This window comes from Rhodococcus sp. Leaf247, from assembly GCF_001426185.1.
GTDB lineage: Bacteria > Actinomycetota > Actinomycetes > Mycobacteriales > Mycobacteriaceae > Rhodococcoides.
In genome coordinates this window covers 588,911-603,218 of sequence record NZ_LMRP01000001.1, presented here as the reverse complement: position 1 = coordinate 603,218, position 14,308 = coordinate 588,911, and the positions used below count along the sequence as shown (strand labels likewise).

Below are 14,308 nucleotides of genomic sequence, written 5' to 3'. Positions count from 1 at the left end.
CGCCACCTGCGCGTACGACTTTCGGGGCGGAATCCACTTTTCGCGCCGGAAGCGGGACAATCACTGTGTGGATTCGTCGTCCGGCGGGTCCGTGGTCTGTTGGTCGGGGCGCCGGACGGCGGTCCGACAACTCTTTCTCGAGAGGTGTCCGATGACGACGACACTGCTAGCCCCTACTCGGCTCGTGACGCGCGGTCGCTCACGGCTCGCCGATCGTGATAGTGGAACGGTTCTGGTGATGAGCACTCCGTCGGAGGATCGCGCTCTCTGGAACGACTACCTCGACTGCGCCAAGAAGTCGTACGAGCGTCACGGAGTGGGTGTCGCCCTGGACTTCGAGCGCGTCGAGGACGGGGTCGACACCGCCGTGTTCTACGCGGCGGTGGACCGTTCCGGACGTGTCGTCGCGGGTGTGCGCGGGCAAGGCCCGTACATCAGCGCCGAGCAATCGCATGCGCTCGTCGAATGGGACGGCAACTCCGCGAAGTCCGATGTCGCCGATCTGATCCACGGTCGTCTTCCGGACGGTGTCGTCGAGATGAAGACGGCGTTCGTCTCGTCCGACGCCGACCACCCGGGAGCATTGTCCGCGCTGCTCTCCCGCACGGCGCTTCCGACGATGGTGTTCACCGGTGCTCGGTACGTGATGGCCACGGCGGCCGACCACGTGTTGCGTCGGTGGGAGTCCGGCGGTGGCCGGGTGGCCGAGAACATCGCTCCTGCCGCCTATCCCGACGAGCGGTACCGCACGCGCATGATGTGGTGGGACCGCTACATGCTGGCCGACCACGTCAGCGACGACGTCTTCACACGCATCCTGCACGAGACCGAGACGTTGACCGGACGAGACCTGATGATTGCTGCCTGATCGCTCTGTCGCCGGGCAGGAAACAGTCCGATCGAGCGACCGATTGCCGACAACGATGTTCGGTAAGGCTAGTGTTCGGGTGCGACAACGGTCGCCGCCACGTGCGTCACCTGTACCCCCGACCCGTGTCTGCCGAGCAGACCGTGAGGAGTTCTGCGAGATGTTGGTCCCGTTCATCGCCAAAGCGGCATCGACCGTCGTGACCGGCGTCGTCGGTGTGGCCGCCTACAACGGCGTCAAGAAGGTCGTCGACCGCGCTCCGCTCCGCGAAGCGGCCGTCCGCGCTACCGAGGTCGGCTTGCGCGGGGTGCGCAAAGCCGAGGTCAAGGCGGAGTCCGCACGCCTCGCCGTCTCGGATGTCGTCTCCGAGGCGAAGGACCGACTCGGGGAGGAAGCGCGTCCGCCCGCCGCGTCCGACGTCGGCCACGGCCACGATCACTGAGATGCTCGCGCCGACGGAGACCCGACCGACGCTGCTGTCCGTGGGGGCCGGACGCATCCGGTTGCGCTTCGACTGGATCGCCGGTCAGGACGCCTTTGCGGTCGCCGTGGAGGACCTACTGGACGCGGTGCCGGGAGTCCGTGCGGTACATGCCTATCCGAGGACTGCATCGGTCGTCGTCTGGTATTCACGGACGCGGACCGATGTCGACACCGTGACCACCGCGCTGGCGTCGACACCGACTGTCGTCTCGTCGTCCGCGCAGGTTCCGGTGCGGACGCCGCGCTCAGCGGATGTGGGAACGGGCGAGTTGCTGCGCTTGACCGTCGGCGCTGCGGCGCTGGTTCTGCTCGGGCTCCGGCGGTACGGCCTACGTCGACCGCCTGTCCTGGGGTCGACCAGTCGACTCGTCGCCACCGGTGTCACAGTCTTCACGGGGTACCCGTTCCTGCGGGGCGCGGTGCGGTCCATCGCGGGTAGGCGCGGCGCCGGCACCGACGCCCTGGTCTCGGCCGCCACGGTCGCGAGTCTGGTGCTGCGCGAGAACGTCGTCGCGTTGACGGTGCTCTGGTTGCTCAATATCGGGGAGTACCTGCAGGATCTGACTCTCCGTCGCACACGGCGTGCGATCTCCGACCTCCTGAGTGGCACGCACGACACAGCGTGGATCCGCACGGGCGACGGTACCGAGGTGTCCGTGGACATCGATTCCCTCGAAGTGGGCGACGAGGTCGTGGTGCACGACCGTGTCGGAGTCCCCGTCGACGGCGTCGTCGTCGAGGGTGACGCCGTGGTCGACCAGTCCGCCATCACCGGAGAGACACTCCCGGTGACCGTGGCCGCTGGAAGTCGGCTCTCGGCAGGGTCGGTGGTGCTCCGCGGACGGGTCGTGGTGCGGGCGTCCGCTGTCGGCCGTGACACCGCCATCGGCCGCATCATCGCGCGGGTGGAGCAGGCGCAGGAGGACCGCGCACCGATCCAGACCGTGGGCGACAATTTCTCGCGTCGTTTCGTGCCCGCATCGTTCCTGCTCTCGGCTGCCACGCTTGTCGTCACTCGGGACCTTCGCCGTGCGATGACGATGCTTCTGGTCGCGTGTCCCTGTGCGGTCGGGTTGTCGACACCCACGGCTATCAGTGCTGCCATCGGAAACGGTGCCCGCCGCGGCATTCTGATCAAGGGCGGCTCGCACCTCGAGCAAGCGGGCCGGGTGGATGCGTTCGTCTTCGACAAGACCGGAACGCTGACCGTCGGTCGTCCCGTGGTCACCAATGTCATCGCCTTCGACGACGCATGGGAGCCGGAGCAGGTTCTGGCCTACGCGGCCAGCTCCGAGATCCACTCCAGACACCCGCTGGCCGAGGCCGTCATCCGGAGTACGGAAGAGCGACGTATCGAGATTCCGCCGCACGAGGAATGCGAAGTGCTGGTGGGTCTCGGTATGCGTACCGTCTCGGACGGTCGAACGCTGTTGTTGGGCAGCGCATCTCTGCTCCGGCGCGAGAACGTCGCGGTATCGGAAGATGCCACGGGGTGGATGACTCGCCTTCAGCATCGCGCCGAGACTCCTCTCCTTCTCGCCGTCGACGGCGTGTTGGTGGGACTGGTGAGTCTGTGGGACGAGATCCGACACAACGCCTCCGAGGTACTGGATGCGTTGCGGGCGGACGGCGTCCGTCGCATCGTGATGCTCACTGGGGACAACCCCGCCACCGCGGCTGCAGTGGCCGCCGAACTGGGTATCGACGAGTGGCGTGCCGAGGTCATGCCCGAGGACAAGCTGGACGTCGTGCGGGAGTTGCAGGAGGCGGGCCACGTGGTGGCAGTGGTCGGCGACGGCACCAACGATGCGCCCGCCCTCGCCGCCGCGGACATCGGGATCGCGATGGGCGCCGCCGGAACCGACGTCGCCGTCGAGACCGCGGATGTGGCGCTTGCCGGGGACGACCTGGCCAGGTTGCTCGACGTGCGTTCGCTGGGGCGCCGGTCGGTGGCCGTGATCAGGCAGAACTACGGCATGTCCATCGCGGTCAACGCCATCGGTCTCGCGGTGAGCGCCGGAGGAGCGTTGTCGCCCGTCCTCGCCGCGATTCTGCACAACGCGTCGTCGATCATCGTGGTCGGTAACAGTGCACGGCTCATCGAGTACCGACCGGACGATCCGGCGCCGATTGAAGAACCCGCCGAGTCGACAGCTGTCGCCGGGTAGGTTCGGAGTCGACCGCACACCCCGGCAGATCTTGCGAGGACCACGATGACGACGACCGCTCCACGTGACGCAGCCCCCCGCACCGCGCCCGCGCCGGTGCGCCCGCTCGACCTGTTCGCCGCGGAGTCGCTCCTGGACCAGGACGAGCGCGATATCGCCGCGACGGTCCGAGCGTTCGTCGACAAGCGGCTCAAGCCGGAGGTCGGGGACTGGTTCGAATCAGGCACTCTGCCGCGGGAGTTGGCCAAGGAATTCGGCAGCCTCGGACTGATGGGGATGCACCTCGAGGGCTACGGATGCGCGGGGACGAACGCTGTCAGTTACGGACTCGCCTGCATGGAGCTCGAGGCAGGGGACAGCGGCTTCCGCAGTTTCGTCTCGGTGCAGGGGTCGCTGTCGATGTACTCCATCCACCGGTACGGCTCGGAGGAGCAGAAGCAGGAGTGGCTTCCCCGACTCGCCGCGGGCGACGCCATCGGGTGCTTCGGGCTGACCGAGGCGGACTTCGGTTCCAATCCTTCCGGAATGCGGACACGCGCCCGCCGAGACGGCGACGACTGGATCCTGTCGGGCTCGAAGATGTGGATCACCAACGGAACCCTCGCGGACGTCGCCACCGTGTGGGCTCGCACCGACGAGGGGTTCCGCGGGTTCCTCGTACCCACGGACACACCGGGTTTCACGGCCCATGCCGTCGGGAAGAAGTTGTCGCTGCGTGCATCCGTGACAGCCGAGCTCGCGTTCGACGACATCCGGCTGCCGGCCTCGGCGATGTTGCCCGGCGCGACGAGCCTGGGTGCCCCGCTGTCCTGCCTCAACGAGGCGCGGTTCGGCATCGTGTTCGGAGCGCTGGGCGCCGCGCGGGACAGTCTCGAGACGGCCATCGCGTACGCGAACTCACGGGAAGTCTTCGACCGGCCGCTCGGCAGTTTCCAGTTGACGCAACAGAAGCTGGCGGACATGACGCTGGAGCTCGGCAAGGGGTTCCTGCTGGCAGTCCACCTCGGACGCATCAAGGACCGTGGCGAGATCTCGCCGGATCAGATCAGCCTGGGCAAGCTCAACAACGTGCGCGAGGCCATCGCGATCGCTCGTGAATGCCGCACCATTCTCGGGGGAAGCGGCATCACCCTCGAGTACTCGCCGCTGCGGCACGCCAACAATCTCGAATCGGTGTTGACCTACGAGGGCACCAGCGAGATGCACATGCTCTCGATCGGCAAGGCGCTCACGGGGCACCAAGCGTTCCGCTGACCTGCGTCACCGGTTCTTCGCAGTCTGCTTCCGGTTCTCCTTGTCGATGGCGGTGACCAGCTCGTCCTTGGTCATCGTCGACCGACCGGTGATGTCGAGTTCCCGCGCGACACGCTCGAGGTGCTTCTTGGAGGCATTGGCGTCGACGCCGCCTGCGCTCTCACCGGACGGGTTCTTGCCGCCGCTGCGGGCGCGATCGTCCGACGGGCCCTTCTCGTCCTTCGGCTCCCAGTGATCGCCGATCTTCTCGTGCGTGTGCTTCAGGGCCGCGTAGGCGACACGATGGGCGCGCGACTCGTCGTCGTACTCGTCCTCGGCCGAGTCGAGAGCCTTGGCATAGGTGCGCTGGGCCTTCTCGTCGGACTTCTGCAACGTCGACGGCAGTTCGGACTTCACGGCGTTGCCGTCGTCATCGGTCTTCGGCATGGTCGTCCTCTCTCGCGATGTGGGCGAGAGATACCCGCCCGGTGACCGGGGAAACCGGCGGACCTCACCGCGAGCCGACCGTGACCGTCTCACCACGCCCGACGTGGGTGATGCGATCTCCGAGACCCCGTTGCGTCATCGCGCGGGTGAAGTCGGACAGGGGAGAGGCGAACACGCCGTAGTCCTCGAAATGAACGGGCAGCACCTGTCGCGGATCGATGCACTCCATCGCATCGGTTCCCTGCCGTCCGTCCATGGTCACCATCGCTCCGAAGCGCGGGTTCTGTCCGAACGGAAGGGTGGTACCGCCGAGATGCACTACCCCCGTGTCGATCTCCGGGAATCGCGTCGGAATCTCCCGCAGCTCGTCCACCATCAGCGTGTCCCCGGAGATGTACACCCGCAGATCCACCGGACCGTCGGCCGTCGAGAACTCCACCATCGTCCCCATGACCGGGGGCAGGACTCGCAGTTTCTGTGCCCACATCGGTCCGTGTCGTCCCGGCATCGCGGACACGGTCGCAACCGTGTCGCCGACCTCGATGCGTCGGGACTGCCAGGTGTCGAGGCCGACCGCGCCGTCGAAGCCTCGGTGGTGCAGCTTCGACGCGGCGTGCGGCGTCGTCAGAACCGGCAGCGCAGAGTCCAGGCCCGCCTGCGCACGTCGATCCCAGTGATCACCGTGCATGTGCGACAACAGGATCGCCGACAGCGGCGGAAGGTCGTCCAGTGAGATCGCCGGATCCAGGCGCCTGGTCGAGAACAGGCCGTGCCCGAGATAGGCACGTTCACCGGCATGGAGGAAGTTGGGGTCCGTCAGCAGTGTGACGTCCCGGTAGGACAGCAGTCCCGTCGCATTGCCGATGAACGTGTAGGTGCCGGTAGCCATACCGACGGGGCTTCCCCGCCGGTACGGCACCAAACAGCTGTCGCTACTTCGACAGCGTGAACTGCATGACGTCGATGGTCCCGCGGCGGAACTGCTGCGCGCAGCCGCTCAGGTACTTGATGTAGCGGTCGTAGACCACGTCGCCGGCGATACGGATGGCGTCGTCCTTGCGTGCCTCGAGGTTTTCGGTCCAGATCTCGAGTGTCCGCGCGTAGTGCTGCTGCAGCGAATGCACGCGGTCCACCGAGAATCCGACCGACGTGGCGCGCTCCTCGATGGTGACGGGCCGCTCGAGCTCACCACCGGGGAAGATCTCCCGGAGGATGAAGCGCATGAACACGGCGTCACGCTTGTCGACGGCGACGCCCTTCTCGGCGAGATCGTCCAGGCCGTAGCCGACGATCGTGTGGAGCAGCATGACCCCGTCGGCCGGCAGGATCGCGCTGGCCTTCTCGAAGAACGGGACGTGCCGTGTACGCCGGAAGTGCTCGAAGGCGCCGATGCTGACGATGCGGTCGACGGGCTCGTCGAACTCTTCCCATCCCTGCAGCCTGACCTCGGCCGAGCGGGTACCGGGCAGGTCGTCGAGCCGGGACTGCACGCGGCCGAACTGGTGCTCACTGAGCGTCAGGCCGATGACGTCGACGTCGAATCGTTCGCGCGCGCGGATCATGGCCGTGCCCCAGCCGCAGCCGACATCGAGCAACCGCATACCGGATTCGAGTCCGAGCTTGTCCAGGGCCAGATCGATCTTGGCCAGCTGAGCCTCCTCGAGCGTCATGTCCTCGCGCTCGAAGTACGCACAGCTGTAGGTCCATGTCGGGTCGAGGAACAGCGCGAAGAAGTCGTCGGACAGGTCGTAGTGCGACTGAACGTTCTTGAAGAAGGGCTTCAGGTCTGTCATGGGTGTAGCAACCTCACACTCGACGGCAGGAATAGGACGCGGCATGGTCCCCCGACACACCGCATCTCTCGCGAATCTACGGTCATCGCAGCAGCTTCGCGCCGCAAACGGGCAGGTTGGCGGGCCGAACCTACTCGGTGTCCGGTGCGAGGGGAGCTCTCCGGGTAGCGCGCCGGTTACCTGCCCCCGTGGCGCGGCTCGCGTTCGTTTCGCCGCCCCGTCACTCGGCGATGTTCTCGTCGAGGAGGACGGCCGTGGACAGGGTGCGGTACCCCTGATCGGGGAAGTGGACGGTCACTCGGTCCGATTCCGCGGACACGACGTCCCCCGTGCCCCACTCACGGTGATGCAGAACGTCGCCGGGCCGGAAACGACCGTCGCCGTCGTCCGGTTCCGTCGACGCACCGGATTCGCACGTGTCGCATCGACCGCACGGTCCGGACGGCACCTCGCCGAGGTACTCGAGCAGGACGCGTCGTCGACACCGCGTCGTCTCGGCGTACTTCCGCACCATCTCGACACGCGAGCGTGCAGCGGTCTCCCCGCGATGCGCAGCCTCGCAGGCCAGCTCCACCGCATCGGCCGTCTCCATCCCGCAGTCCGTCCACCCCCCGTCCTGCCACCGAACGGCCCCGGCCCGATCGAGCAATTCCACCGCCGACTCCGCCGCGCGGCCCGACGCCGAGGGGAGCGCTGCCAGGGAATCGGTCGGTATCGGCGCGGTCGTGGAGGAGATGGCCCGGTACACCCCGGCCAGCGCCTCACGCTGCGGATTCCGGGTGGCGAAGAAGGTGGACAAGCCGAGATCCTCCGGGCGGAAATGAAGGACCGCCGCGGCATCGTCGCCGTCTCGTCCGACCCGCCCGAACTCCTGGTAGTAGCGCTCGAGGGACTCCGGCGGCGACGTGTGGACGACGAAGCGGACATCCGGCTTGTCGATGCCCATACCGAACGCGGACGTCGCCACCACGACGTCCACCGTCCCGTCTCGGAAGGCGCGATGCGCATCCTCGCGGTCGTGGCGGGAGAGTCCTGCGTGGTAGGCGATGGCGTCGACTCCCCGCTGCCCCACCAGGTCTGCGTAGTCATGCGTCTGCGCGCGAGTGGCCACGTACACCAGGCCGACGGCACCGGACCGCAGTGCGTCGACGCGATCCACGACGTCGTCGACCACGGCGTCGGTCAGGTCGATCGCGTGATGGTGGCGGACGACGGACAGGTGGATGTTCGGCCGGTCGAACGACCCCACCGCGACGAAGGGGTCGACGAGATGGAGTCGCTCGACGATCTCGTCGCGAACGGGCGGCGGGGCGGTAGCGGTGGTCGCCACGACGGGCGGCCGCCCGATCGCGTCGACGAATTCGCCGAGGCGCAGATAGGCAGGTCGGAAGTCGTGGCCCCACGCCGCGATGCAGTGCGCCTCGTCGACGGCGACACAGGCGACCGACATCTCACGCAGTCGCCGCCGCGTGTCGGGTCGAGACGCCGATTCCGGAGTGAGATAGAGCATCGTCGCGTCGCCGGTCTCCAGCGAGCGCCACGCGTCGTCGTTCTGCGACGTCGTCTGCTCCGAATGCACTGCGACGGCGCGCATCTCGCCGGTCCGACGGCGCAGGCTCTCGACCTGGTCGCGTTGCAGAGCGATCAGCGGAGTCACCACGACGGTAGGACCGTCGAGGATCGAGGCGGCGATCTGATAGATCGCAGACTTGCCGTAACCACTGGCGAGCAGTGCCAGGACGTCCCGGCCCCCGGCGAGGGCCGCTACCGAATCACGTTGCGCAGGATGAAGTTCCGTGTACCCGAGTGCCGACCCTGCGGTGTCGACGCGGTGCGCGGTGTCGCTCGAAGGACTCACGAGAGCCCTGATACCCCGGACTGGACGGGCCAATCCGATCGTGCGTCAGAAGCGACGCGTGAGTCTCAATCGCAGGGGGCGTCCGTCCGGATCGACCACCAGTCGGTACAGCACCGAGAACACGCGTTGCTTCCACACGGGTGGGACCTCGATGGCGTGCGTGCGCAGGCGCCCGACCGGCCGGTCACCGTCTCGACCGCCGTCGTGCCACGCATCGAGCCTGGCCACGTGATCGGACACCGCGTCGAAGCACTCGTCGGGGTCGAGTAGGTCGTCCACGTCGGCCGGGTCGCGGGAGAGGTGCTCGGTGAGCAGTTCCAAGCGGAGGTCGCGGGCGAAGACTCGCGCCCCGTCGCCGAGTCCGGACGGGTCCACGGGGGACCGCTCGTCCCGGGTCTCGTCCACCACCGCGGCCGTCAGCTCCGAATCGTGCGTCCACGACCGCCGGTTGAAGTTGTCGCTGCCGACGGCTGCCCAGATGTCGTCGACGATGCAAACCTTCGAGTGGACGTAGACCGGCACGCTGTCGTCGTTCTCGACGTCCAGAACCAGAACCCTGTCGGCTCCCGCGTCGCGAAGCAGGTCGAGGGCGGCGGCATGGCCGAGGAGCGCCGGAGGAATGGTCATCGCGCTGTCGTCGTCGAGATGGCGCGGCACCACGACGATCATGCGCAGACGTGGTGAGCGCCGGAGGGCGCGCGCGAAGACACGTGCCACGTCCACGGACCAGAGGTACTGGTCCTCGATGTAGATGAGGCGTTCCGCGCGTCCCAGTGCTTTCGCGTACGCCCGAGCCGCACTGCGTTCTCCGTCGCGGGCGAACGGGTAGGCGGGACGTCGCCGAGGATAGGTGCGCAGGAGCTGTACCGAGCACGTGCCGGCGGTCGGTGGATCCGGCAGGGGCGCGGGCAGCTCCGACGGCTCGCGTCGGTGTCGCCGGACGATATCGGAGACGACGTGCCACGGAAGCCGGGACAACGCTGCCGGGTCTTCCCACCGCTCGCGGAAGGTGTCCTCCACGTCCCGGACGGCCGGTCCACGCACCTCGAGCTGGAGGTCGTGCCAGGCAGGGGTTTCCCCGTACTCCGGCGGGAACGGACGACTGAGTGCGTCGCCGTGGTGATGGATGTCGTCGCGTCGGGCACGCGCCAGATCGATGCCGCCGACGAATGCCACGTTCTGGTCGGATCGCTCGGCCGAACGGATCACCACGAGTTTCTGGTGATGCGACCCGAAGCTCAGGACGCGCTGGTCCAGGACGCATTCACCTCCGGCTTCCTCCAGAGCGGAGGCCAACGCGCTGTTCTTGCCGCCGGTGTAGCCGATCGATTCCGCGTGCGAACGCCACAGCAGTCCTCGGACGACGACGCCGCGCGAGGCTGCCTGCGTCAGCGCACCTTCGACCGTCGGACCGTGATCGGTGAGTACCTGCTCCGGGTCGCCACGCCAATCGGTGAACAGCACCAGATCGTCCACGTCCGCTGCTGCGACGTGCTCGTCGAGCACACGGAAGTACGTGTCGCCGTGCACGAGTGCGCGGCAGAGGTTTCCGTCGGTCCACGGCCGGATGCGGGTGTCGGCGTTGGCACGCTCCTCGCCCGTCAGGAACCAGGGATGGGTGTCGTCGAAATCGATGTCGTCGAAGATCGAGGACCGCCCCAGAGCACTGGACACCCGGTCGATCGCCCTCATCGCGACATTGTCGCGACGCTGACGCGCGCCGTCGCCGGAGGTGCTCACGCCACCTGCGCAGCGGGCGGCAACGACGCCGTGCCGCCGGTGGGCCACGCCAGCGGATCGCTCCCCAGCGCGTGCAGTTGGCGCACCTGGTCCTGGCACCACGGCGAGAGGTCGCTGCGACCCTCGAACACGGCCGCGACGAAGTCGGACCACGGTTCCCACCGGAAGTCTGCGACCTCGTCCGGACGTGGATCCACCGACCGATCGTCGTGCAGAACGAGGAAGACCGGGCAGATCTCGTACTCGACGACGCCGTTGCTCATCACCGCGCGGTAGCGGAAACGGGGGAGTACGGGCTCCGCGTTCGAGGCGGAGATACCGAGCTCGTGGTCCAGGCGCCGCAGAACGGCCGAGTCCAGGCGTTCACCGGGCGCGGGATGCCCACAGCACGTGTTCGTCCAGATGCCCGGCCACGTGCGCTTCTCGTGAGCACGACGAGTGACCAGAACCTCGCGGTCCCGGTTCACGACGTAACTCGAGAACGCGAGGTGGAGCGGCGTGGCGTCGTGGTGGACGGTGGCCTTGTCGTGGGTCCCGATGGCCCGGCCGTCCTCGTCGAGAAGTACTACCAGCTCCACGTCGCGTTCTCTTTCCCCAACAGTGCTTCGTCGGACCCGGTCCGAATATGCCTTCGTCGACTCTAGTCGGTCGGTGGGACAGGGCTCGATCGCGGAACCACGATGCCCTCGCGCAGCAGCCGCCGGACCACGACGAGAGCGTCGTCGGTGTCCAGTCCGCTCAGCTCTCCCACGACGCAGTCCTTGCCGGAATGCAGCTGGTGAACGGCGGAGGCGCACACCGCAGGCAGCCGCACCGACTTCGTCCGGGTCGTGACGGTGACCGCGTCGTCGGCGTCGACGATCCGCGCGTGCAGACCCGGACGCCATCCCACGACCGAGTTCGCGGACAGCGCGGCCATCGACCCGATCGTCGCGAGCGGGCGCACGGGAGCGGGGCGCGTGACCTCGGTGAAGCGCCGTCCGACCCGATCGGCGACCGCATGCTCGCGATTCACGGGAGCGTCGTTCTCGTCCAGTGCGGAGACCAGATCGGTGAGCAGCGCGCGCACATGGGGTGCTACCGCATCCGCGTCGGTGAGATCGATCCCGACGGGGAGTGGGCTGCGGAACCGTGCGTCCTCGGCGAATGTCGACACGAGGTGGTGGAGCAGGTCGTATCGGGTGAACGCCGACATTCCGACGGTCAGATGGATCGACGTGTCGCCCAGTGCCTGTGCCGAGTGGATCCACCCGCGCGGCACGTACAGCGAATCACCTTCGCGCAGAACGGTGTCGATGGTCGGCGTGGTTCGCGCCATCGCTGCGACATCGTCCTTGCGGTCGGACCACGGCTGGTGCGACAGGGGGTGCTGATGCACGGGCGGGTGCAGGATCCACCGTTTCTCGCCGGAGATCTGGAGGACGAACACATCGTGCACGTCGTAGTGCGGATCGAACCCGCGGGACGACGCCGGTGTGATGTAGGAGTTCACCTGGACCGGGTGGCCGAGGTCGCGCACCAACTCGCCGGCGAAGTGGATCAGCGGCGGCCACAGTCGATGTAGACCCTGCAGAACCAACGTGTGACCGTCGGCGAAGGCCGCGAGTATCCCCGCGGAATCGAGCTGGTCGGTCACCTCGGCGCCGAAACCGCCGGAGTCGGTGAAGTTCTCGCGCGCGGTGAGCGACCCGTTCTTCGCCATGCGCGCGAACGGGGTCCGCACCCCGCGCTCGGAGACGAGTTCGTCGACGGCGTCCACCGACAGCAGGTCCTCGAACGTCGACGACAGGTCCTCTCGCCGCGTCAGCAGCGGAGCGATGCCCCAGTGCTCGTCCGCGAACGTTCGAGCCTCGATACTCATGAGACGACGCAACGCGGACCGGTTTCCCGATCCGCGTTGCTCGTCGAACTGTCGGCTCAAGCCGTACCGTCCGCACCGCCGTCGTGGCCGGCGGGGTTGGAGCCGCCGTCGGCGGGCCCTTCTCCTCCTGCGGAACCGTCGGCGCCGCCGTCGTGTCCGTCAGGGTTGGAGCCGCCGTCGGCGGGCCCTTCACCGCTGCTCGCGGAACCGTCCGCGCCGCCGTCGTGGCCGCCGGGGTTGGAGCCGCCGTCGGCGGGGCCTTCTCCGCCTGCTGCTCCGGAGGTGGTGATGTCGTCGTCGTTGATAGCCATCGACTGCCTTTCACTCGTCACGACCGGACGCCGGTAGCCCGGCGTCGGACACACATCGAACTCTCCCGTTCTACAGGAGACGGATCACGAGTTGACGATTTCCGGACTTCTCAAACTCCGTGTCCATCTCATCGCCGCATACAGGACCACACCCACCAGAAGGAGCACCGCGGCCCGGAGCCAGGTCCCGGCACTCTGCTGGGTGGCCAGGACGACACAGCTGACGAGGGCGAGCACCGGAAGTACTGCCGGGGTGCGGAAGTGCGGGTGTTCGACCGTGTCGCGGCGCAGCACGAGCACGGCGAGATTGGTGCTGACGAACACGATCAGCAGCAGGAGCACGACCGTCTCCGCGAGCGCGGCGACCGTCCCGGTGGCGGCGAGGATCATGGCGACGATGGTCGTGGCCAGGATGGCGACCCACGGCGTACGACGGCGCGGCAGAACCCGTCCCGCGGCGGAGGGAAGCAGGCCCTGATTGGACATGCCGTAGGTGAGTCGGCTGGCCATGATCATGGTCAACAGCGCGCCGTTCGCCACGGCGATCAAGGCGATGGCGCCGAAGAGCTTGTCGGGGATCCCGACGTCCGCTGCCGACACGACTGCCAGGAGAGGCGCCGACGTGTCCGCGAGATCAGTCGCCGGAACGACGGCGCTGACCGCGAGCCCCACGGCGACGTAGACCGCGCCTGCCACGGTCAGGGACAGGAACAGGGCGCGCGGATAGACGCGGTGCACGTCATGGACCTCCTCGGCCATGTTGGCCGACGTCTCGAACCCGACGAAGGAGTAGAACGCCAACAACGCTGCCGCGAGGATCGCCACCGCCGGATTCACGCCGTCCGCGAAGTCCATCGTGCGGCCGATGTCTCCGTCGCCTCGACCGAGAACGATGCCTGCGAGCACGACCACCAGAACGAGGCCGCTGACCTCGATGATCGTCATCACGACGTTGGCGCGCATCGACTCCTTGATGCCTCGGGCGTTGAGGAGCGCGACCACGGCGAGGAAGACGAGTGCCGCGGGGACGGTGGGGACGTCCAGGAACGCTCCGAGGTAGTCGCCGGCGAAGGCGACGGACAGTCCCGCGGCGCTGGTCACTCCGGCGGCCAGCATCGAGAACCCCACCAGGAACGACACCACGGGCCGACGGAAGGCGCGCTCGGCGAAGACTGCGGCGCCCCCGGCGCGGGGGTATTTGGTCACCAACTCCGCGTAGGAGGACGCCGTCAGCATCGCCATCGCCAAGGCGACGAGCAACGGAACCCAGACGGCGCCTCCGACCTCGCCGGCGATCTCCCCGACGAGGGCGTAGATGCCCGCCCCCAGGACGTCTCCGAGGATGAACACGAACAGCAACTTCCCCGAGATCGCCGTGCGGAGGCCGTTCCCCTGCTCGCTCACCGGCGCTTTGTCGACTTCAGTCATGGGCGGGGGCATACCCGTTTCCCCTGCGAACGAACGCGCCCGGAACAAAGAGAAACCCCGGTGCCTGGGAAAGGCACCGGGGTTGTCGGACAATTATGATGCGGGCGCGATCACGGAC

The 14,308-nt window shown here is 67.6% G+C and carries 13 protein-coding genes; 4 read left to right on the top strand and 9 right to left on the bottom strand.

Annotated elements, in window-relative coordinates; genetic code table 11:
* Positions 1–238: 238 nt before the first annotated feature.
* From ASG64_RS02785 to ASG64_RS02770, 4 genes are all read left to right on the top strand, one after another.
* The gene (locus ASG64_RS02785) at positions 239–868 is read left to right on the top strand and encodes a hypothetical protein (RefSeq protein WP_056072541.1); all 630 of its coding nucleotides are present in this window, start codon (positions 239–241) and stop codon (positions 866–868) included.
* A 160-nt stretch (positions 869–1,028) separates the two neighbouring features.
* On the top strand, positions 1,029–1,310 hold the full coding sequence (locus ASG64_RS02780; protein ID WP_042573660.1) for a DUF1490 family protein: 282 nt from the start codon (positions 1,029–1,031) through the stop codon (positions 1,308–1,310).
* Position 1,311: 1 nt separating this feature from the next.
* Positions 1,312–3,519: a heavy metal translocating P-type ATPase gene (locus ASG64_RS02775; RefSeq protein ID WP_056069808.1), complete on the top strand. Its 2,208-nt coding sequence runs from the start codon at positions 1,312–1,314 to the stop codon at positions 3,517–3,519.
* Between the two features lie 45 nt (positions 3,520–3,564).
* Positions 3,565–4,773 (top strand): acyl-CoA dehydrogenase family protein, encoded by a 1,209-nt coding sequence (locus ASG64_RS02770; protein WP_056069805.1) that lies wholly within the window; start codon positions 3,565–3,567, stop codon positions 4,771–4,773.
* A gap of 6 nt (positions 4,774–4,779) precedes the next feature.
* Here the strand turns inward: ASG64_RS02770 and ASG64_RS02765 are convergent, their stop codons facing one another.
* From ASG64_RS02765 to ASG64_RS02725, 9 genes are all read right to left on the bottom strand, one after another.
* Positions 4,780–5,199, bottom strand: a complete 420-nt coding sequence (locus ASG64_RS02765) for a ChaB family protein (protein WP_042573657.1) — start codon at positions 5,197–5,199, stop codon at positions 4,780–4,782.
* 64 nt (positions 5,200–5,263) lie between these two features.
* Positions 5,264–6,088: an MBL fold metallo-hydrolase gene (locus ASG64_RS02760; RefSeq protein WP_056069802.1), complete on the bottom strand. Its 825-nt coding sequence runs from the start codon at positions 6,086–6,088 to the stop codon at positions 5,264–5,266.
* A gap of 43 nt (positions 6,089–6,131) precedes the next feature.
* Positions 6,132–6,992 (bottom strand): cyclopropane mycolic acid synthase family methyltransferase, encoded by an 861-nt coding sequence (locus ASG64_RS02755; protein WP_042573655.1) that lies wholly within the window; start codon positions 6,990–6,992, stop codon positions 6,132–6,134.
* 220 nt (positions 6,993–7,212) lie between these two features.
* Positions 7,213–8,850 (bottom strand): RecQ family ATP-dependent DNA helicase, encoded by a 1,638-nt coding sequence (locus ASG64_RS02750; protein WP_056069799.1) that lies wholly within the window; start codon positions 8,848–8,850, stop codon positions 7,213–7,215.
* Between the two features lie 45 nt (positions 8,851–8,895).
* Positions 8,896–10,542, bottom strand: a complete 1,647-nt coding sequence (locus ASG64_RS02745; RefSeq protein ID WP_056072538.1) for a phospholipase D family protein — start codon at positions 10,540–10,542, stop codon at positions 8,896–8,898.
* A gap of 44 nt (positions 10,543–10,586) precedes the next feature.
* A complete protein-coding gene (idi, locus tag ASG64_RS02740; protein WP_042573653.1) occupies positions 10,587–11,168 on the bottom strand; it encodes an isopentenyl-diphosphate Delta-isomerase in 582 nt (193 codons plus the stop codon).
* A gap of 62 nt (positions 11,169–11,230) precedes the next feature.
* On the bottom strand, positions 11,231–12,451 hold the full coding sequence (locus tag ASG64_RS02735) for a cupin domain-containing protein (RefSeq protein WP_056072535.1): 1,221 nt from the start codon (positions 12,449–12,451) through the stop codon (positions 11,231–11,233).
* A 56-nt stretch (positions 12,452–12,507) separates the two neighbouring features.
* Positions 12,508–12,762 (bottom strand): hypothetical protein, encoded by a 255-nt coding sequence (locus tag ASG64_RS02730; RefSeq protein ID WP_042573652.1) that lies wholly within the window; start codon positions 12,760–12,762, stop codon positions 12,508–12,510.
* 84 nt (positions 12,763–12,846) lie between these two features.
* Positions 12,847–14,190: an APC family permease gene (locus ASG64_RS02725; protein ID WP_042573651.1), complete on the bottom strand. Its 1,344-nt coding sequence runs from the start codon at positions 14,188–14,190 to the stop codon at positions 12,847–12,849.
* Positions 14,191–14,308: the final 118 nt, after the last annotated feature.